Source organism: Winogradskyella sp. 266wxhm, assembly GCF_058964685.1.
In genome coordinates, this window is sequence record NZ_CM179559.1 from 1,137,409 (window position 1) to 1,158,637 (window position 21,229).

Sequence of the window (21,229 nt, forward strand, 5' to 3'; positions counted from 1 at the left end):
ATTTTAAGGATTAGTGGTTTTCAGGCTACTCAACGGAACTTTAGTATACTCTACGTTTTCCTTGCTAGTTGTATAAGACACATACAAATTATTATTGAAAATAAACGACTTTGGGTAATGGTAGCCTAAGCGCTTATACTTCCCTTCATATTGTAAGGGTTTAAGGTCATCACTTTTACGAAGCACAAAAGCATTAGTAAACAAGTTACCATCGTTGCTAAGCGTTATCGCCAATGGCATTCGTGATTTGGTCTGTACAGGATTGTTGATAATGTATGCTGTTCCGTTTGGAAAATTACCTGCACTTTGTTTAGATCTAGAGTCTGGCATTGTTGTTTCTACAGGTGTTGTCCAACTTTCACCGTTATCTTTACTTATTGAAGCTAAAGTTTGAAACGAACTAAACTGATCCCTAAATACCATAACCAAGGTACTATCTCTTTTCACAAAACTACTTGGTTCTATTTCTTGGGAGACATTATTTTTAGCAGAATTATTTGTGAAACTTGCTCTCGTCCAACCACTGACTCCTTTTGGATCATCTGTATAAACTGGTGATACCATTAAGCCAGGTTGAAAATGTGCTGCATTAATGATACGACCATTAGCGAGTTGATGTGGATCTTGTTCAAATACCGCATTTATTGGAGAATTATCTGCCATTAAAACAGGTTTCTTTTCTGACCAGTTAACACCATCTGCACTTGTTTTGTAATACGTATAGCCGCCTTCTGGCGACACTTTTGATGGCCAAACATTGATATAGGCAATTAATGAATCTTTGTAGGTCCACCAACCACCTGAAGTACAATAACCATCCTCAATTGATGCTGCTAAAGCCATCGGTTTACTCCAAGTTTTTCCATCCTTGCTACTGCTGTAAGCCAGCCAGGTATCATCAGAATCTTCGCCTTCGGCAGAGCTTTGCCACTGGCAATACAACACTCCTTTAAAGGCTGTCATTACTGCTCCATTACTAAAATGATCTGTACTATCTGTAGGTTTAAAAATGGTATATGCTTCGATGCCTTTTGGAACTTTTAAACCTAAATCATTAGGCTGTAGCGTGTCGAATAAGTCTTTTTTAACATCAAAGGGAAGTTTTCTTTTGTTCTCTTCTGAACAACTTTGAAAGAACATCAGCCCTAGAAATAATAACGATAGATGGTATTTTACTGACTTGATAATATTCATTATTTCTTAAATCTAATCCAGTCGATATCTAAACTTCCAGCATCATTAATAACTCCTTCTCTTAATGCTAAGCAGCCTATTTTTGCACCAATCCATCTGCCTTCTCTCGCTTTGAATGTATCACCAATAGGCTTGAATCTTTTGTTATTTGTGCTGTAATAAAAATTACACACTCCACCTTTATCTACTTTAATTTGAAGGTAAATCGTATTGCTATCAACTTTGATTTTTTCACTTTCGTTTTCTTTGCCTTCTTTATGTGCATCTTTACAAGTTACCTGTGATAAGTACAACTGTCCATCTTCTTGAGAGAATTTGATGTAACCATAGTCTAAGCCCATAACTAAAAAACCAACTTGTTCGTTATCGTGTCTAGCATTAAACGTCAATTTGGTTGTTGCTGTAAACGATTCAGCTGGAAATTTTTGCAATAACAAATTTGGTACATCGTGTAGGTTACTAGAACCTTCAGGTCGTGGTCTACAATACATTGTATAATGTCCCATACTGGTTGGAAAACCATAATACACTTGTGGGTTAGCGTGCCATTGCCACTGCAAACCTCTTTTAGGTTCGTTAAACTCATCAGAATCTGGTGGTGTAGCTATAGGATATGTCTTACCTACATTCGGTTTTTTATGTGTGGTTACAGGTTCGCCAATACCATCATTATTTTGGTCTATACCCATAACTGGCCAATCATTTTTCCAAGACATTGGTTGCATATGAACTATACGACCATACGCATCTTTATCTTGAAAATGAAGAAACCAATCTTCGCCAGTAACGGTATCTACCCAAGCACCTTGATGTGGCCCATTGATTTCAGTATTGCCTTGATGTAAAACCTTCTTTTTTTCGTAAGGTCCAAACACTGATTTAGACCTTAAAATAGTCTGCCAACCTGTTGGCACTCCACCAGCTGGTGCAAAAATGTAGTAGTAACCATTTCGTTTGTAAAACTTAGGCCCTTCAATGGTATCTTCACCTTCATGACCATCAATAATTTTTACCTCATCATCATTAGTTTTAGTACCTTCAGCATTCATACTGCAAACTACTAGTAAACTTTTTATTCCTGCTCGACTTCCTGCAAAAGCGTAAGCGAGATACACTTTACCATCATCATCCCACAGTGGTGTTGGATCAATTAGTCCTTTTCCACCTTTAACTAAAACAGGTTCTGACCAGGTGCCTTTTGGATCTTTGGTTTTTGTCATATAAATACCAAAATCTGGATCTGGATAGTAGATGTAAAATTCCCCTTTATGAAAACGAATACAAGGTGCCCAAACCCCTTTACCGTGTTGTGGTTTATCAAACACATCTAACGGAATCTGTTTTGGCAAAGCATAATTTACCAATTCCCAATTCACCAAGTCTTTAGAATGCAAAATTGGTAAGCCTGGTGAACAGGTAAAGGATGAAGCGGTCATATAGTAATCCTCACCAGCTCTTACAACGTCTGGATCTGAAAAATCGGAATGTAAAACTGGGTTGGTATAAGTACCATCACCATTGTCTGACACCCAAACATCGGACACAAATTTTTCTTGTGCCTTACCATTTAAGACCATACAAAATGATACTAGTAAGGTTATTTTTTTCATAATTTAATGACTTTTCTTTCTTCGTTACTTAAAAAAGCAGCCTCAATAATTTTTATAACTTCGGTTGCTTCTTCTGCAGTAACAGGAAGTGGTTTATTGTTTATAATCGCCTCAGCAATCCCATTGTAATAGGACATATAATTGCCTTGCTCTGTTACAATGTGTTCTTTTTTTGAAGTATTATTTTCAATTGTGTGAAGCAAACCTTTTTCTGTTTCAGGCTCAATTCCCCAATTGGCTGTATTAGGTTTTATTTCTTTTTGAAGTTCAATTTCCTGAATGTCTGCTTTAGATTTTATAAAAGAACCTTTTGTGCCATGAATACTATAGGCTGGCAATGGTTCTCTAACAAAATAACTGGATTTTAAAATCACAAAGTGCGAATCGTAATACAGTTTTACATCAAAATAATCTCCTACCTTAGAATCTTTTCGGAATGTATCTAAGGTTGCAAAAACACTATTTGGCATACCAAACAATTGCAATGCTTGGTCTATGAGATGAGAACCTAAATCGTATAAACTCCCGACTCCTTCGGTTGGAGTTTCTTTATGTATTTTATAACTCAGTTTTGGGTCAAATCTATCATAGTGAAATTCTGCTTCAACAATATCTCCCAACACACCTTGTTGAACAACTTTCTTTACGGTTTTGAAATCGCTATCCCAACGTCTGTTATGATATACTGACAATTTTAGGTTTTGCTTTTCAGCTAATGCTATGAGTTCTTCGGCTTCTTTTGTGGTTACTGTAAACGGTTTTTCTACAATGACGTGTTTACCAGCTTCGAGTGCTTTTTTTGTACAATCGTAATGTGTGGTATTAGGAGTATTGACGACTATTAAATCAATAGCTTCATCTTTTAGCATCTCTTCTAAAGACCGAAACGTCTTGATATTAGGATACTTTTTTTCGGCTAAGTTTTTTGTTCGCTCAAAAACACCATAAAGATTAAAATCTGGATGAACATCTATGAAAGGTGCGTGAAAAACATGTCCACTCATTCCATACGAACAAAGAGCTGTGTTGATGGTTGCCATAGCCGTTTACTTGTTAAGTTCTAAAGCAGCCATGATAAATGGTCCTGTACCTTTTGGATCATTAGACCTGATGATTTCACCAATATAATATTCAAAAGTTCCGTCTCTGTATGGATTTCCGCCCAAACCTGCTACTCCACAACATTTATTAAGGTTGACAACGCCATTATCTTCAACAGTGATGAATGTATCTAATATACCTTTAAAAGCTTTGTTGGCGTTATCTAAATATTGCTTTGGTAAATAGCCTTTATTAACGCCTTTTGCTAAAGTATATGTAAACATACTTGTACCTGTTGCCTCTAGATAATTACCATCTCTTTCAGGTAAATTTAGTACTTGGTACCACGTGCCTGTTTTTTCATCTTGATACTTCACAATCGCCTCAGCATATTGGTTGAGATACTTAATTAGCCGTGCTCTACCTTCGTAATTTTCTGGTAAATAATCCAAAACATCAACCAAAGCCATTCCGTACCAGCCCATGCCACGAGACCAAAAATTTTGAGACAATCCGGTGTCTTTATTTGCCCATTTTTGTTCTTTACTTTCGTCCCAACCGTGATAATACAAGCCTGTTTCTGGATCTCTACTGTACTTTTCGATTAGGTCGAATTGTAACATAATTTTATCGTAAACCTTTTTAGCTTCTTCATCATCCATATACGATTTGGCATATTTTGTATGAAACGGTTCTGCCATATACACACCATCTAGCCACATTTGATATGGATACACTTTTTTGTGCCAATAACCACCTTCAGATGTTGTTGGTTGCCCTTCTAATTGCTTATGTAAGGTGTCCATCACTTTTTTAAAGCGAGGTTCTTCCGTTTTGTTATAAACATAGTAAATAGCATCGCCAGACTTTATCATATCTAAGTTGTAATTAGACATTTTATAGGTCTTTATAGCTCCATCTTCTTCGATCATTCTGTTGGCATAATCGTAGATATAATCGTATAATTTTTGATTATTGGTTTCTTCATAAACTTTAGACATTGCTTGCAAAACCAATCCATTGGTGTAACTCCATTTTGGCTTATCTCTAAAATCTAAAAGTGTAGGATCTGGAAAACGTTTGATTTCAGAAAGCGCCATACGCTCTGACCATTTTAAGTCCTCTGAAATTTCTTTTTTAGCCACAGGTGTTTCTTCCTGTTGCTTTTTCTCTTCTTTACAACTCGTAAAAAAAGTAAGCGTTAATATGGCCAATAATGCTATATTTTTCATGTGTTTATTTTATTAGTTTTCTGATGATATGATTCAGCACCTAATCTTTTGCTTAGTTTTAAAGGCAATGAACTTATTCTTTTTCGTATTTTTTTATGACTAAATATTTTAATTCAGTATCTCCTACATTACTGATGCCGTGCATACTCCAAGATGGACAATACAAGCTTGTGTTTGCTTCGACAACAACTTCTTTTCCGTCTAAATAAAACTTTGCCTTACCTTCTAGAACGTAAAAGAATTCATCTTCTTTATGTTTATGAGGTGCATGTGTAGATTTACCTGGCGCTACAACACTCATTTTTATCGTTCTACCATCTAAGAAATCTTTATCGGCAAACCAATACTGATAGCCAACTTTTGTCGGAACCGTTTTTTCTTCAGAAAAGGTATTGACACATTCTTCTATGGTATACGTCTTTTCTTGAGCGACAATTGTACTTGCTACTGTGAAAAATGCGAATAGAAGAATATACTTTTTCATTATAAAGTGTTATTAGAGTTTAACTCTTCCAACAGACCGTCTAAATACTTTACAAAATCTGTTTCGTTTTTAATACCATCTTTTTCTTGTTCCCAAGCACCTAAAAAATAAAATGATACAGGCTCGGTAGTTGGCTTAAATTCTACTAAATAGTCAGATTCACCTTTTTTAACCTCTGCAGTGGTTTCAACTTCATAAAAAATTGCCATTCCTAAATCATCAGGAATAAGTGTTTGCTCACCATAAGTAGCAATGTATGCCCACTTTTTATTTGCACTCTCATTTTCAAAATAAGCCACGCCATGATCTATAACTCCAGTTACAATACCTTCTACAGCTTTAGATGGTTGTATGGTGTGCTTTGTATAACGCTTGTCTGGCTTAATGCTTAAAGTTGACTTTAAATCAATTTTTTCATCACCAGTTTTCCAACCAAAGTAATTAACATTTACAGTAGATTGCTCAGTATTATTATCTACAGAAGCAACTGTAGAATCTACTTCTCTAAAGTGCAATACTTTATCTTCTACCAATCTTCCAATAGACCCTATACCTAGACCTTTTCCAACTTTAAGTATATCACTTCCCCAAGCTTCTGGTTCGTGGTAAGAATCAAATCCATCTTGTCCAACTTCAGAAAGCACCATAGTATCTGTCTTCTTTCCAAAAATATCAATAGCATTTCTCCAGTCTAAATACAGTCTATAACCGACTTTGTTGCTTTCCCAACCGGGTCCTTCATAACGTAAGAACCAAGAATGATCTGTATGATTTTCTGGCACTTTTACAGAAGAAACATTTTTAAATGAAGTACCACCACTATATTCCATGTGACCTCTTGGACCATCTTTCCACTCACCTCCTTGAGCTACTGAAATTTCAGCGTATGTCTTTTGAGTTTCTTGGGCTTTTTCTTCTTGCTTAACCTCTGGTTTTGCATTCTCTTTCTTTTCGGATTTACAAGCCACAATGGTACTCGCACATAATAAAGCTGCTATTAATTTTGATGTTTTCATTTATGATCCTTTTTTGAATGTTTTATCTAAAAATATAGTGATATAATTTACGGTTTCTGTAAACCACGGGTTAAATAACCAAAATGTATGAGGACTATCTGGAAAATTCTCTACCTGAGAATAAATGTTATGCTTGTCCATGATTTCAATCATTTCTTCTCGTCCTGCTTGAAAGCGTTCATACTGACTACTAATAAACAAAGTTGGAGGTGTATTCTCATCAACATGTGTTAATGCAGATGCCTCTTTCCAAACATTAGGTTTTTCTTTTGACGTTCCGCCTAACCACCAAGCGGCCATTTTGCCTTCACTAGATTTTGGGTGAACAAAAGCTATGACTCCATCTAAGTTTACAATAGCTTGAACTGAAGTTGAAGTATTATAACTTGTACTTTCTTCAAAGTTTGGATTGTTATTTGTTGTGCCAACTAGTGTTGCCATTTGAGCACCTGAAGACGTTCCTAAAATGGTAACCTTTGTAGTATCTATATGAAACCTTTGCGCATTAGATTTTATGTATTGAATGGCTTCTTTAATATCATAAATACCATCAGGATATTGGGCTTCATCAGATAATCTATATTCTAAAGCAAAGCAAGCATAACCTTTTGAAGCAATACATTGCGCCATTGGTTTCATATGTGATTTATCGCCAGATTTCCAACCACCACCATGAACCATAATTACAGCAGGCTTTAACAATGAATCTGTATTGACAAAAGCATCTAAATGAAGTTTTCTTTCACCTATTTGCTTGTAAACCTCATCACTAATTTCTTTTACATTTTCATAATGTTGAGGCTTTGGAATTTCTATGTTTGGAAAGTTCTTTTTATACTTTTTATAAGAACTATTTACAGTGTAAGAGGTGTCTTTTTGAATGGTTTGAAAAGCGAAAAGCGTTGATGAGAACATCAAAAAAAAGAAGACATAAAACTTTGAAAAACTATACACTTTTCTAAATTATTAATTTATTGAAATAAGCCTGATAATATATCAGGCTTATGTAAAACAATTCCTGCTATTAATTGTTAGGGTTAATGGAATTATTTTTGGGATTGTGGTGGACTTTGCATTAACGAACCGTTAATGTAAGTATCTATAAGCTTTAAATTTGATACGTTTTCTAATGAAAATGCTTCATCTACCTTTTCTATGTTGACATTTTTCAATGTAACATTAGTCACTGGTGACTCTTCATATCCTTTTGCTAAAATACCGTAGTAACCACCATTTTTAACTTTCACATTTTCAAGTAAAATATTCTTAATCTCAGGAATATGTTCACCTGTCTGATTTGTATAAGTAGCATAAAACATGTTTAGTTTTAATACTGCTTCTTTCACTTGGCCTACTTCAAGATTTCTAACATAAACGCCATCTATAACACCACCACGTCTTGAATTTGTTTTCAGCCTTATTGCTCTATCTAAGTTAGGACTATTCATTTCGCAATTTTCTACATAAACATTCGAAACTCCAGCAGACATCTCACTACCAATAACTACACCACCGTGACCATCAATCATTTTACAATTTTGCACCACAACGTTCTCCGTTTTAATACCAATTCTTCTACCTTCAGCATCTCTTCCTGCTTTTATAGCAATACAATCATCACCAGTATTAAAAGTACAGTTTTTAATTATGACGTTCTTAGAATATTCTGGATCACAACCATCATTGTTTGGCCCATGACTTTCTACAGTTACTCCATCAACTATAATGTTTTTTGATTTGAATGGGTGAATAATCCAAAATGGAGCATTTACAATTTTCACTCCTTCAATTAAGATATTTTCACTTTCAAAAGGCTCTAAAAATGTTGGTCTTAAATAATGGCCATCACCAAAAACACGCTCTTCTAATGGTGTACCTTCTTGACCCATTTCCATAAGTCTTGGTAAGTTAAGGCTATCTTTTTGATGAGGCATACCTTCTTCCCATCCGTAGATATCTTTTCCACACCATTTCCACCAGTTATCATTACCTGCTTGACCGTTTAAAATCCCTTTTCCTGTAACCGCTATATTTTTCTTCTTGTAAGCATATAATAACGGAGAATAATTCATCAACTCAATACCCTCGTAAGCTGTTGCAACTAAAGGGTAATAATCTTGAGGATCTGTACTAAATAAAATTTCAGCACCTTCTTCTAAATGCAGATTCACATTATCTTCTAAATGAATAGCACCTGTTAAATATTTTCCCTCAGGAACTACTACTTTTCCTCCGCCATCATTCGTACAAGCTTGTATGGCCTTCTTAAAAGCTTCAGTATTTTTAGTAACTCCATCTGCTTTTGCACCATAGTCTATAACAGAAAAAGTCTTATCTGGAAATTCAGGTGTTTTCACACTATTTACAACTTTCACCATATCTGACCATGGTCCTGAGTTTGTTGTTACTGAAACAATATTCTCTTCATTTTCCTTTTTAGCCTCTTTACACGAAAGACCCAACACTAATATTGCTAAAGCTGATATTTGAGAAATTCTTAAAAAAAACCTACTGTTTTTTTCAATTTTATTAAATGCTTTTCTTGAATTCATATTGAATTATTAACCTGTTAATGTAATCGATTACCAAACCTATAAAATTTAGATTTATAATCCAAGAATTTTAATATTTATAAACTTTATATTGAACAAAAAAAGAACGCTTAAGAAGCGTCCTTTATATTTTAAATATTAACTATGCTATTAATACGAAACCAACTTAAAGGTTTGACTCTTTCCTGAGGATATTGTATGAGCAACATAAATACCAGGTTCTAATTGAAAGTTTAAATCCTCGTCTGTTTTTAATGTTTTAACTAAAGCTCCAGTAATATTGTAAACATTAATTTCAACATTTGAACTTACATTAGAAACAAACACTTGATTCTTAACAGACCTTACATCTATTTCTGAAGTTAAATTGACATCATCCACGCTTAATAGGGTACTACTAACTTCTAATTTGTAATAATTAACAGCATTACCTTCAGAAAAAACTAAAATAGAGCTTGCGCTTCCTGTATAATCAGCTTCAATATATCGTCTATCAGTATCTCCAACAGAATCAAAACGAACAATTTCAGCTCCTGTGTTATCTGCAATAACAACGGCTCTTGGCGTGCTAGAACCACTAAATCTAAACCATAGTTTTACAGATACTGGACCTGTAATAGGAAACTCCATGTATCTTCTTGTTGGTAAACCCGATGCATCAACAGAACTGTTTCCTTCTGATTTGAAACGATTAGTAGAACTATAACCATCTGGCCAAGTACCTGAATTTGGTTCAACTGTACCAAAACTAGAACCACCAGCAACCAAAGTTAGCCCGTCAATTACCTGCGTATCCGAAAATGCTGGTCCCACAGGAAAGTTAGCTACATCATTACCAAAATCCCATACATGATCTTGCGCTTGTGCAAAAACAATAAAAAGTAGAAATGGTAAACTCAAAAAAAGTAATTTTTTTCTCATGTTGTAATTGTTTTTATATTAGTTAATTACAAAATTGTAATCGATTACCAATTTAATAATTTTGGAGGAATTTTCTAAACACATCGAGCATAAAAAAAAGACCATTTATAAAAAATGGCCTTTTTTAATTGTTTTATTTACAGAATATTAATGTGATATCAGTTTAAAAACCTTACTCCCATTACCATCAATCAATTTAACAATCCAAATACCGTCTTCTATATCAACAGAGGTTTCAACCGAAGTTTTAAAATCTTTGACCAAAGCACCTGTTATCGCATATACTAAGACTCTAGTTTCAGAAGTCAAATTAGAAATATGTAGTTTCTGATTATATGATTTTACAAGTGCTGAAGATTGAGCATTATTAAAATCACCTACCGAGAGTAATTCCGGAAAGGGGTCCCAATCATCGTTTCCTTTAGTAAAATTAAATGTTGTTATTGCCGTACCGTCTGTTAGCGTTGGTGATGACAATACTGTTGACCAAGGTGCTCTTGTTCCAGAATTATCAACTCCCGAAGCATTTTCAATCGTCCCATATTCATACATCATAGAAGATTCACCACCTAAAGAACTTGTCCATCCTTCAGGAGATATCAACGAAAGCCCTTCAGAACCTGGGTAAGTAGATTCATCAATAGCTGTATTGTAAAATACTACTTCACTTGTATTCGGTGCCCATGGACGACCATAATAACCAGGCTTAGAACCATACGTAGAAGCTGTTTCAACACCTGGAATTGTAGATTTCACATGACATTCATACATTAAATACCCTCTACCTGAAGTTTGCTGAGCAGCGGTAATGTATGCTGCATCACTACTATAATCACTTGTATTTAGGACTAAATCCGTTTGGTAAAAAACCGCTGTCATTCCGCCGAAAAGATAATCCACAGCACCCATCATAGCACCTTTGTAAACAGCAACTCTAGCACCTTGAGCACCATAGAAAGAATCTTGACGTCCGATAACTCTACATTCATCTAAAACCACTCTATCTGCACTTGCCGCTATACCTATTGCCGCTGCCTGCGTTACATATCCTGCAGATCTATCTTGAACCGAAGTATTACCATAATCTGTTGGTCTTGTTGGCTCACTTGGTGCCTTCGCCTGTACAACATCCTGTGATTCTTTTAACGAAATATATTGATTAAAAGAATTTTCAAGAATTATATCTTCGATAGTCACATCTTGTGCTGTAATTACAACAGTTGCATTCCAGTATGAAGAACCTCCTCCTGTTCCTTCTTGGTTAATGTACTCCGTATAACCATTTTCAGTATTTACTGCCAGAGCCTCAGCACTCCATTTATTATCTGTACCTTGACTAAAGAAATTATATTTTTGTCCATAGTACGATGTAATCCTCACTGCGTTAGCATCGATATCTACACCTGAATTTAAAAGTGCAATACTAGGATTAGAAGACGCGTTCTTTAAAGTGACATTATTACTGCTAATAACGAGCATTTCTTCATAGTTTCCTGGATCTATCATTACGGTGACAGGTTCGTCATTAGGACGATTCATTCTAGAAATAGCATCCAAAGCTTCATTTATGGTTTGAAAATCTTTACCAACACCAACTGTAATAATTGGGCTGTAAGGCTCTATAGCAACAACTTCAAAAGACACAAAATACGATGTAGTATTAACAGTTATTGTCACTGTACCATCAGTTGCACCTAGATAAACATATTCTGACACCGCATTTGTACTAGTACTATTTGAAGTATTTGTAACAGCTGGTTCGCCTTCTACCGAATAATTAGATGAATAATAATCCGTAATAATAACTTTATCACCTACCTGAACAGGAATAGCAATAGTTGAACCTGATCCTGCATTTAAATCTCCATTATTACCTCTAACATTCACGCTTCCTGTAAACATAAGACCTTCGTAAGCTGTTGCCGCATTAATTACTCTATCGTTAAAGGTCCATAATGAGATTGGATTGAACGTTAGGTCTTTTGAAGTATCAGATCCAGCAACAGTGAGATTAGATGTTAGTGCTAATCTTAATGGATAAGCATCAATACCATTATAAGAAACAGTATAAACACCATCTCTTAAAGACACTGCGTTAATATCTGTAAAATCATATGAATATCCTTCTTCATTTAAGTTCGTAAATGTTAAACTCAATTCACTTTCTTGGGTTGCATCTAAACCAATAGCATTGATAGCTACGTTATATAATGGCTTTGGTGTAAAATCTACATCTGCAGTTTCATCAGCAGATCCTATTGTAATAGTATTGGTTAGTATTTCATAATCATTAACACCCTCAGCAGAAATGGTATATTCAATTCCAGCTTCTAGATCTACACTGTATGTAAAAGCTACTTCATCTATAGTGACTATTGGAGTGTAAACCGTACTTGCTCCAGAATCTGGAGTATATGCTAAAGTCACACCTGTTAAATCAGTTAAACCTGTAATATTCCCACTAACATTATAAATATCTACCTGAGCTACAACAATATCATAAACAGTTGTTTCCTCAGTAGCACTAAACGTAAGTCCATTAGTTATGATATAACCATTAGCTCCACCTAAACTTAGGTCGTAAGTATACTCTATTGGTAAATCAATAGTATAAGTACCACTTGAAACTACAGCTGCATATTCTTTACCTGCTTCATTAGTAAATATTATTGAATACCCATCAGTAATACCAGACGCAAAAGTTTCATCTACATTACCTGTTAAAGTAACATATTCAGCATCTTTCCTCATTATTCTATAATAACTTGGTTTATCGACCGCATCATAGATATGATATTCTCCAGCTTCTTTTGCTACAAAATTAACTTCCTGTAAATCTCCACCTACAGCTACAACATCGTCCTGTATTGCAGGATCGGTTGCATATTCAAAATGAACACTTCCTGTTCCTGATTGTGTAAGCATCATAACAGTGACTTCATCATCTTCATCTAACATCAAGCTCATATATCTACCTGTTGCACCACCTGCATTAACATAAACTCTACCTGAATAACCGGAAACGCTACTAATATTTTCATCATAACGTGTAAGGTTTGTATTTGCTGTTCTCAATCGGTCATTCGTACCACCAACCCATGATAATGCGCCTGCGCTAAAAGCCGAAGGAAAAACATTTCCTGATGAACCTACAGCAATTGAACCATCGTACCATGAATTAATTGTAGATTCGTTTAGCATATTGTTATATAAAACTTCATCAAGTTGTTCCGCTGCGAAATCCCAGACATCTGTCCTAATAATTGTTGACTCTAAAGTTGTTACATCAATGGCTGGTGTGTAAGCATTAGAACCATTAAAAGTAAAATAAAGTGTTGTTGCACCTCCTGTATAAGTGAATTCGTAATAACCTGTTTGATCAGCCATACCTGGATGTGCATCTATATCTGAATCTATAGTTCCCAAATCGTTACCACCTACTATTGTACCTCCATCCATCGTACCTGAACTATAAACAGAACCGTAAAACCTTACAGTACTACTACCCTCTGCCACATCAACCTCTAAAGAATTTCCATTTTGAAAAGCTATACCATAGCCTGTACTATGCCATAAACTTGTAGCGGCTTGAGTTCTTAGTTTGCCATCTGGACTTGTTGTTGACGTTACAGGATCCCATTGTGTTCCTGTATTGGTAAAAGTTGAACCATCACCTAAATTATATGAAGTTGTAGGAGAAATTACCTCTATTGAAGGAGTATATGCATTAGACCCTGTAAATGTAAAATACAATGTTGCAGAACCTCCTGTGTAAGAAAACTCATAGTAACCCGTTTGATCAGACATATCTGGATAAGCATCCATATCTACATCCATAGTCCCTAAATCATTTCCGCCAATAGTTGTGCCAGCATCCATTGTACCTGAACTATACACTGAACCGTAAAAGCGAATTGTTGCAATGCCCTCGACATCGACTTCTAAAGAATTTCCATTTTGAAAAGCCACACCATAGCCCGCACTATGCCATAAACTTGTAGCGGCCTGAGTTCTTAGTTTGCCATCTGGACTTGTTGTTGAAGTTACAGGATCCCATTGTGTTCCTGTGTTGGTAAATGTTGAGTTATCACCCAAATTATAAGAGTTTACCGATTGAGCAACTCCGTAGTTTGAAGAAAATAACGCAACCACCAATACGAAAAAGTAGATTTTTTTCATAGTTGTTGAATTGATTAGAAAATTACTTATAGTTTATATTTAGTTTAGTTTCTCTAGCTGAAACAATCAAAAGAATTTGGGCAGAGTTCTTTTGAAAAATCGAAGACACTTATTCAACAATCTATAAAAGTCAAAACACAACAATATTTATGTAATCGATTACACAAATATATCAAAAAAATGAATTTGACAAAAAAAGTGTTATTATTTTTTAGTATTAATAAATTTTAAGTTAGATTCTAACTAAGTTAACAATCTAATGTAATTTCCAACTATTCGCTTAACTAGCTAATTTGATTTAACAATTTTGTAGGTACGCGATATATTATTGTATTCAACCTTGACAAAATACAATCCATTTACTATTGAAGAAAAATCTAGTTCCACATCTTGATTATGATTAAAATCTAAATTATCAGTCTTAATAATTTTCCCATTAACATCAATTACAGAAACTCCTCCTTGTTCTATAATAGGAGAAAAATTCTTGAGGTAAAGTTTATCCTTTACGATACTTGGATATATATAAAATGAACTTAAAGACGATTCTTCAATACTCAAATTATCACAACTCGATGATATAACACCAGAATTAGTAACTTGTAAAGTTGCACCTGCTCCGCAACTTGTGTTTGGAATATAAGTTGCAACATCTTCCACAGGAATAATACTATAACTATATGATGGTGCATTAACAGAACCTATATTTGAGACAGCATTTATACAATTATCAAATTCTAACGCTACTGTACCACCATAGCTTTGATAAACTGTACCAACATTAGCAAAATCTGAATTTTCAACATAGCAAGACAAGCTATTAACACCTCCACTAAAACCTAATGCTCTTGAATTAGATACATCTGTATTGTAATAACAATTCAAAATATGAAGCTCTGCATTTCTCGCTCTTGGCATGCGTTCCTTGCACCCTTCAGCCCAGTAACAATTTTGAAAGGTTATACTAAAATGACCGTCATTAGGAGCATTTGAATCACTAGAACCTATAAGGTTAGAAAACCTATGATCATTTGATCCACCAGAACCACCTGGAATAGCAGGTTTGAGATAAGTAAACTTACACCAAGACACCGTAATATTGTCAGAATTATTTTTAATATCAAAGTTACCATCCAATCCATCTTGAAATTCACAGTGGTCTACCCATAAATTTGTACAGCCCTCAACAGACAAATTATCTCTTCCATCAATATCATAAGCACCAGGCCCTTCAAAAATTAAGTTTCTTATGATAACATTATTGGATCCATTTTTTAAATTCAAAATACCAGAACCAGATTGTGTTTGGGTATTATTAACAAGTCTAGCTCCAGGCAAACCTATGATGGTTTTATTAGTAATAACTTCACTGATATTTTGACTTGAATTTAAAACTATTGTACCCGAAACAAGGATGACTTGAGGCGATGACAACAGAAGCATACTTTTAAAATCATTGTAATTGTCAACAATAACTGGTGAAGAGTTCCCACCTCCTGTTGTACCTCCACCAAACCCCTCCGGATTGGCCATGTAATAATTTTGTCCTAAACATATGACAGTAACAAATAAAAAGACAAGGGATAGTATACGTATTTTCATAACCTTAATTTTTAATGAGAGTTTGTTTAAACAATTTATCGAGTTGATTGAGTTGATTGAGTAAATTTGACTATACTTTGAATGCTTTTTATGTATGAAATTGTGCGCTCGATGATTCAAATTAGCACCAAAAAAAGCCTAAAACACTACTAATAGTTAAATTCACCAATTTACACATAAGCTCTTATTTTATATATACCGTAATTTTAACTAATAAAAATTAACATATCAAAAAAAATCTTAACAAAAATTTGTGTATTTAAAAATATACAATAAATTTGTGTAATCGATTACATATATAAACTAATTTATAAACTAACTCAAACTTTCATGTGTAACAATTTGATTGATTTTTTGTTTTTCCAAAAACAAAAGGGAAAGGCGAAAAGGTTTTATTTGATAAAATCTTTTTCACTAATGCTATTCGCATTTTTTGCGTTTGGCAGTACGACATTAGAAGCCCAAAGTATAACGGTAACAGGTACAGTTTCCGCAAAAGACATGGGAGGTCCTGTTCCAGGTGCCTCAGTTCTTGTTAAAGGTACTTCCAAAGGTACATCAACCGATTTCGATGGTAATTATTCTATCACAGTTGATGGGCCAGATGCTATCTTGGTATTTTCGTACATTGGCTATACAACTCAAGAAGTTGTAGTCGGTAGTCAAAAAAACATTAATATAACTCTTGAGCCTAGTTTAGAGTCTCTAGATGAAGTTGTTGTTATTGGTTATGGAACAACCCGTAAATCTGATTTAACTGGTTCTGTTGTATCCATAGGCGGAGACGATTTAAAACAGCAAAACCTAGCTAGTGTAGGTGAAACATTAACAGGTAGATTAGCGGGTGTACAAGTCTTATCTACTGAAGGTTCACCTGATTCTGAAATTCAGATTAGAGTAAGGGGATCCGGTTCACTTACACAAGATAGTTCACCATTAATTATTGTTGATGGTTTCCCTGTAAATAGTTTAAATGACATTTCACCTTCAAATATTGAAAATATCAATGTATTAAAGGACGCCTCTTCTACAGCTATATATGGTTCTAGAGGTGCTAATGGTGTTATAATTGTTACTACTAAAAGTGGTAAAGAAGGTAAAATGGCTGTTAGTCTTAACACTTCATATGGTATAAAGAAAATTGCAAAAACTATAGATGTTTTAGAACCAGAAGATTTTGTTAAATGGCAATATGAATATTGGCTTCTAGATGAACAACCTGAAATTTATGAAGAAACTTATGGTCTATATCAAGATTACGACCAGTATATTGGGATGAAAGGAAACAATTGGCAAGATCTTATTTATGGTCAAACTGGTGAAGTACAAAATCATGATTTATCTGTAAGAGGCGGTTCTGAAAAATTTAATTATAATTTTAATTATGCCTTGTATGATGAAAAAGCAATTATGGTTGGTTCTGATTTTAGAAGAAATAATGTCTCTCTAGCATTAAAAAACAAGGCTAGTGACAAAGTAGACCTTTCATTTACGGTTCGTTATGCTGATCAAGAAGTGAATGGTGGTGGTGCGAATGAGCAAAATGAAGTTTCATCAGCAGACTCTAGGCTTAAGCACTCAATTAGATACTCACCTATTCCTTTAGCTGCTTTAGACCCAACAAATACTGATGATGCGATTTTTAGTGATTTAGTAAATCCTTTTATAGCTTTAGCGGATAACCAACGTAGACAATTAAGGAAAAATCTTAATTTACTTGGAAGCTTCACTTGGGATGTTGTGGACAATTTAACGTTTAAATCTGATGTAGGCTTGAATACAACAAATGATTTAGACTATCGTTTTTACGGTAAATCCACTTATTTTTCTAGTAATAGACCTAGTGTTGAAAATCAAGGACTTCCTGCACTAAGAATAAGAGATAGAAAAAGAGAAAGTTTTAGAAATGCTAATACATTGAACTATGATTTCAAAAAATTAGTTGGAGAAAATCATTCACTTAAATTACTTTTAGGACAAGAAATGATTGTTTCTAAAGACAATAGAGTAACAACAGAATTACATGGCTTTCCAAGTGATTTTGATTTTGAAAGAAGTGTGCGTCTAACTACACAAGGAGATCCGTTTACTGTGGATAACTTTTACTCACCTGATGATAAACTCCTATCATTCTTTGGTCGTGCTAACTACGACTTTAAAAACAAATATTTATTGACAGCTACTTTCCGTATGGATGGTTCAAGTAAATTTCTTGGAGATAATCGCTGGGGATATTTTCCTTCTGCTGCATTTGCATGGAAAATTTCTGAAGAAGATTTCTTAAAAAATACAGATTGGATTAATACGCTTAAATTGAGATTAAGTTATGGTGAGGTAGGGAATAACAATATACCTACAGGTCAAACAATACAAACATTTCAATCATATGCTACATCCTACATTAATGGAATTGATAATTATTGGGCAGCATCTAGTGTTTTAGCTAACCCTGATTTAAAGTGGGAAACTACGGTTACTCAAAATTTAGCTCTTGACTATTCATTGTTTAGCGGTCGAGTTAGCGGTTCTTTTGAATTGTATAAAAATACTACAAAAGATTTGCTATTAGGTTTCAGGGTACCTGGTTCAGGTTACGAAACACAATTTAGAAATGTAGGAGAAATACAAAACACAGGCTTTGAAGCACTTGTTAACGTCAATGCAATAAGCACTGAAAACTATGGTCTAGATTTATCATTTAATATTAGTACCAATAAGAACAAAATTAACTCATTGGGTGAATCAGAAGACTTTGGATGGCCTTCTGGATGGGCTTCTAGCCAAATAAATAATGATTATTTAGTACAAGTTGGATCCCCTCTTGGAATTATGTATGGCTATCAAAATGATGGAAGATACGAAGTGTCAGATTTTAACTATGACTCAACAACTGGTGATTATACTCTAGTCGATGGAGTTCCTAGTAATGCTGATGTTATTGGAGATGGATTTGTTCGTCCTGGTGCTTTAAAATTAAAAGATATTAATGGTGATGGAGTTGTTGATGAAGATGATCAAACAATAATAGGTGATGCTAACCCAGATTTTACTGGTGGATTTACATTAAGCGCAAGAGCTTATGGTTTTGATCTTAGTGCAGCGTTCAATTTTAGTGTAGGTTTTGATGTATATAATGCCAACAAAATTCATTCTAACACACCTAGAGAAAGCAACGATTATGGGAACTTAACTACATCTTTTGCTGATGGAGTAAGATGGACTAATTTAGACCCGTCAACAGGTCAATTAGTTACTGACCCTTCTCAACTAGCTGCTTTAAATGCAAATACAACAATGTGGTCCCCATCAATGCAACGATATGTGTTTAGTGATTGGGCTGTTGAGGATGGCTCTTATTTAAGATTAAATACACTTTCTCTTGGTTACACTTTACCTGAATCAGTTCTATCTGATTTTGGAATATCTAAATTAAGGTTATATGTTACAGCTAATAATGTTTTCATTATAACTAATTATTCAGGTATGGATCCTGAAGTTTCCACAAGAAGACAAACTAATTTCACTCCTAGAGTAGATTACTCTGCTTACCCAAGAAGTAGACAAGTTGCTTTTGGTTTAAATCTTAATTTTTAAAAAAATTGAAAATGAAAAAAACAATATTTCTAACAATATTAATTCTTACAGGTGTATTCTACTCTTGTCAAGAATTTGATGAAGACTTTTTAGAAGCACCTGCGCAATCATCAGCCGAACCTTCGGTTATATTTTCTACCCCTGACTTAGCTAGAGGTGCTGTAGATGGTATATTAGAACGTATGGGGCAGACTAACTCATACAGAGGTCGTTATATCCCTTTTTATGGATTCAACACTGATACAGAATGGAATTACAGTTCTGATGATGTTGGAAGCTCACAGGGAGAACTTATGATATATGATGCTACACCTACCAATACTCAAATGAATAGAGATAATAATGTTTGGGCAATGATGTATGCAGGTATAGAGCGTGCTAACCTATGTATTGAAGGCTTAAGATTATATGGTAACCCTGAACCAGGAACAGCTCTTGGACAGCTACTAGGTGAAGCTTTAACATATAGAGCTATCTATTACGCAGACTTACTTAAAACATGGGGAGATGTTCCTGCGCGTTTTGAACCTATTAGTACCGAAACACTTTATTTACCTAAAACCAATAGAGATATTATCTATAAACAAATAATTGCTGATTTAGGTGAAGCAGAAACTTTAGTAGGATGGCCAAATGAAAACTCTAGAACTAATACTGTAGAAAGAGCTAATAAAGCTTTCGTAAAAGCTTTTAGAGCTCGTTTAGCTATGGTTGCTTCAGGTTTTCAACAATATCCTGATGGTATAAGACGTAGTAATGACCCTGAATTATCAGTGCAAAACATGTATACCTTAGCTTTTAATGAAGCTAGTGATATAATCGGAACTGGACATGCTAGCCTAAACCCTTCTTTTGAAACATTTTGGAAAAATTTCAATGAAGAATCGGTAACAGCTGGTGGTGAATCGCTTTGGGAAATACCATTTGCAGCAGGTCGAGGTAGGGTTTTATTCTCTTTTGCTGTAAGACATAGAGGTATAGATCAACATACAGGCCAAGCTAGAGGTGGAATTGCTGGGCCATTACCAACGGTCTTTTATGATTATGATGAGCAAGATACTCGTAGAGATGTAACATGTGTACCATACGAATGGGGAAATCCAACAGATGGTTTTGCTCAACAACAATTGGTTGGTTTAGATACTTGGTATTTTGGTAAATATCGTTATGAGTGGATGAACCGTTATGTAACGTCTACAAATGATGATGGTGTTAACAAAATTTACATGCGTTATGCAGAAGTACTTTTAATAGCTGCTGAAGCCGCTAACGAATTACAAGGTCCTGGTGCTGCTGCTCCATATCTTAAAGAAATTAGACGAAGAGCTTTCCCTTCTAACCTTCATGCTGAAAAAGTAGATGCTTATGTTGATGGGTTGACAAGTTCTGATGCTATGCTTCAAGCGATTATAGAGGAACACAAATACGAATTCACAGGGGAAATGGAGCGTAAAATGAACTTAATCCGCTGGAATTTATTAGGTGATAACCTAGATGAAGCTAAGGTAAAGATGTTTAATCTGAAAAATAGAACTGGTGAATATGCTGATGTACCTTCTACTTTATATTACAGATACGAAGAGGATGGAGAAACTCTTGATATCTACGGTCTAAATAGAAATGAAACTACCAATCCTGGCCCAGATTATTCTATGCAAGATTGGACTATGTTAGAGGACGATATGATTAATTCTATATATAAGCTTGGAGTAAATCCTGATGAAAGACAATTCTGGCCTATATGGCAAGTCTTTATAGATGCAAGTAATGGTCAATTAGTAAACGATTACGGCTATTAAAAATT

The 21,229-nt window shown here is 34.6% G+C and carries 13 protein-coding genes; 2 read left to right on the plus strand and 11 right to left on the minus strand.

The window, feature by feature from the left end; translation table 11 throughout:
• Positions 1 to 3: 3 nt before the first annotated feature.
• From AC2H4K_RS05100 to AC2H4K_RS05150, 11 genes are all read right to left on the minus strand, one after another.
• Complete coding sequence (locus tag AC2H4K_RS05100; RefSeq protein WP_281138706.1) at positions 4 to 1,194, minus strand: exo-alpha-sialidase; 1,191 nt, start codon at positions 1,192 to 1,194, stop codon at positions 4 to 6.
• Positions 1,194 to 2,804 carry a glycoside hydrolase family 43 protein gene (locus AC2H4K_RS05105; protein WP_493742939.1) on the minus strand — a complete coding sequence of 537 codons (1,611 nt, stop codon included), beginning with the start codon at positions 2,802 to 2,804 and terminating at the stop codon, positions 1,194 to 1,196. The genes AC2H4K_RS05100 and AC2H4K_RS05105 overlap by 1 nt, the downstream gene beginning before the upstream one ends.
• Positions 2,801 to 3,844: a Gfo/Idh/MocA family oxidoreductase gene (locus AC2H4K_RS05110; protein ID WP_493742940.1), complete on the minus strand. Its 1,044-nt coding sequence runs from the start codon at positions 3,842 to 3,844 to the stop codon at positions 2,801 to 2,803. The genes AC2H4K_RS05105 and AC2H4K_RS05110 overlap by 4 nt, the downstream gene beginning before the upstream one ends.
• Before the next feature lie 6 nt (positions 3,845 to 3,850).
• Positions 3,851 to 5,077 carry a glycoside hydrolase family 88/105 protein gene (locus AC2H4K_RS05115; protein WP_281138709.1) on the minus strand — a complete coding sequence of 409 codons (1,227 nt, stop codon included), beginning with the start codon at positions 5,075 to 5,077 and terminating at the stop codon, positions 3,851 to 3,853.
• A gap of 73 nt (positions 5,078 to 5,150) precedes the next feature.
• Complete coding sequence (locus tag AC2H4K_RS05120) at positions 5,151 to 5,561, minus strand: cupin domain-containing protein (RefSeq protein WP_281138710.1); 411 nt, start codon at positions 5,559 to 5,561, stop codon at positions 5,151 to 5,153.
• Entirely contained in the window at positions 5,561 to 6,577 is a 1,017-nt protein-coding gene (locus tag AC2H4K_RS05125; protein ID WP_281138711.1) for a DUF4861 family protein, read from the minus strand. Before AC2H4K_RS05125 ends, AC2H4K_RS05120 begins: the two co-directional genes overlap by 1 nt.
• A complete protein-coding gene (locus AC2H4K_RS05130; protein ID WP_281138801.1) occupies positions 6,578 to 7,492 on the minus strand; it encodes an alpha/beta hydrolase in 915 nt (304 codons plus the stop codon).
• Between the two features lie 131 nt (positions 7,493 to 7,623).
• Positions 7,624 to 9,129: a glycoside hydrolase family 28 protein gene (locus tag AC2H4K_RS05135; RefSeq protein WP_493742941.1), complete on the minus strand. Its 1,506-nt coding sequence runs from the start codon at positions 9,127 to 9,129 to the stop codon at positions 7,624 to 7,626.
• Positions 9,130 to 9,279: 150 nt separating this feature from the next.
• Entirely contained in the window at positions 9,280 to 10,050 is a 771-nt protein-coding gene (locus tag AC2H4K_RS05140) for a T9SS type A sorting domain-containing protein (protein WP_281138713.1), read from the minus strand.
• Positions 10,051 to 10,197: 147 nt separating this feature from the next.
• The gene (locus AC2H4K_RS05145; protein ID WP_281138714.1) at positions 10,198 to 14,229 is read right to left on the minus strand and encodes a pectinesterase family protein; all 4,032 of its coding nucleotides are present in this window, start codon (positions 14,227 to 14,229) and stop codon (positions 10,198 to 10,200) included.
• A 288-nt stretch (positions 14,230 to 14,517) separates the two neighbouring features.
• Positions 14,518 to 15,831 carry a pectate lyase family protein gene (locus AC2H4K_RS05150; protein WP_493742942.1) on the minus strand — a complete coding sequence of 438 codons (1,314 nt, stop codon included), beginning with the start codon at positions 15,829 to 15,831 and terminating at the stop codon, positions 14,518 to 14,520.
• 417 nt (positions 15,832 to 16,248) lie between these two features.
• On the opposite strand from AC2H4K_RS05150, the gene AC2H4K_RS05155 reads away from it, so the two are divergent.
• Together AC2H4K_RS05155 and AC2H4K_RS05160 are read left to right on the plus strand one after the other, a co-directional pair.
• Complete coding sequence (locus AC2H4K_RS05155) at positions 16,249 to 19,425, plus strand: SusC/RagA family TonB-linked outer membrane protein (RefSeq protein WP_281138716.1); 3,177 nt, start codon at positions 16,249 to 16,251, stop codon at positions 19,423 to 19,425.
• Positions 19,426 to 19,436: 11 nt separating this feature from the next.
• A complete protein-coding gene (locus AC2H4K_RS05160) occupies positions 19,437 to 21,224 on the plus strand; it encodes a RagB/SusD family nutrient uptake outer membrane protein (protein WP_281138717.1) in 1,788 nt (595 codons plus the stop codon).
• Positions 21,225 to 21,229 lie beyond the last annotated feature (5 nt).

Excerpts from the sequence above, each read along its gene's own strand:
- AC2H4K_RS05145 (WP_281138714.1), bottom strand. The coding sequence starts at position 14,229 with ATGAAAAAAATCTACTTTTTCGTATTGGTGGTTGCGTTATTTTCTTCA.
- AC2H4K_RS05115 (WP_281138709.1), bottom strand. The coding sequence starts at position 5,077 with ATGAAAAATATAGCATTATTGGCCATATTAACGCTTACTTTTTTTACG.
- AC2H4K_RS05160 (WP_281138717.1), top strand. The coding sequence starts at position 19,437 with ATGAAAAAAACAATATTTCTAACAATATTAATTCTTACAGGTGTATTC.
- AC2H4K_RS05155 (WP_281138716.1), top strand. The coding sequence starts at position 16,249 with ATGCTATTCGCATTTTTTGCGTTTGGCAGTACGACATTAGAAGCCCAA.
- AC2H4K_RS05125 (WP_281138711.1), bottom strand. The coding sequence starts at position 6,577 with ATGAAAACATCAAAATTAATAGCAGCTTTATTATGTGCGAGTACCATT.
- AC2H4K_RS05110 (WP_493742940.1), bottom strand. The coding sequence starts at position 3,844 with ATGGCAACCATCAACACAGCTCTTTGTTCGTATGGAATGAGTGGACAT.
- AC2H4K_RS05105 (WP_493742939.1), bottom strand. The coding sequence starts at position 2,804 with ATGAAAAAAATAACCTTACTAGTATCATTTTGTATGGTCTTAAATGGT.
- AC2H4K_RS05150 (WP_493742942.1), bottom strand. The coding sequence starts at position 15,831 with ATGAAAATACGTATACTATCCCTTGTCTTTTTATTTGTTACTGTCATA.
- AC2H4K_RS05120 (WP_281138710.1), bottom strand. The coding sequence starts at position 5,561 with ATGAAAAAGTATATTCTTCTATTCGCATTTTTCACAGTAGCAAGTACA.
- AC2H4K_RS05140 (WP_281138713.1), bottom strand. The coding sequence starts at position 10,050 with ATGAGAAAAAAATTACTTTTTTTGAGTTTACCATTTCTACTTTTTATT.
- AC2H4K_RS05100 (WP_281138706.1), bottom strand. The coding sequence starts at position 1,194 with ATGAATATTATCAAGTCAGTAAAATACCATCTATCGTTATTATTTCTA.
- AC2H4K_RS05135 (WP_493742941.1), bottom strand. The coding sequence starts at position 9,129 with ATGAATTCAAGAAAAGCATTTAATAAAATTGAAAAAAACAGTAGGTTT.
- AC2H4K_RS05130 (WP_281138801.1), bottom strand. The coding sequence starts at position 7,492 with ATGTTCTCATCAACGCTTTTCGCTTTTCAAACCATTCAAAAAGACACC.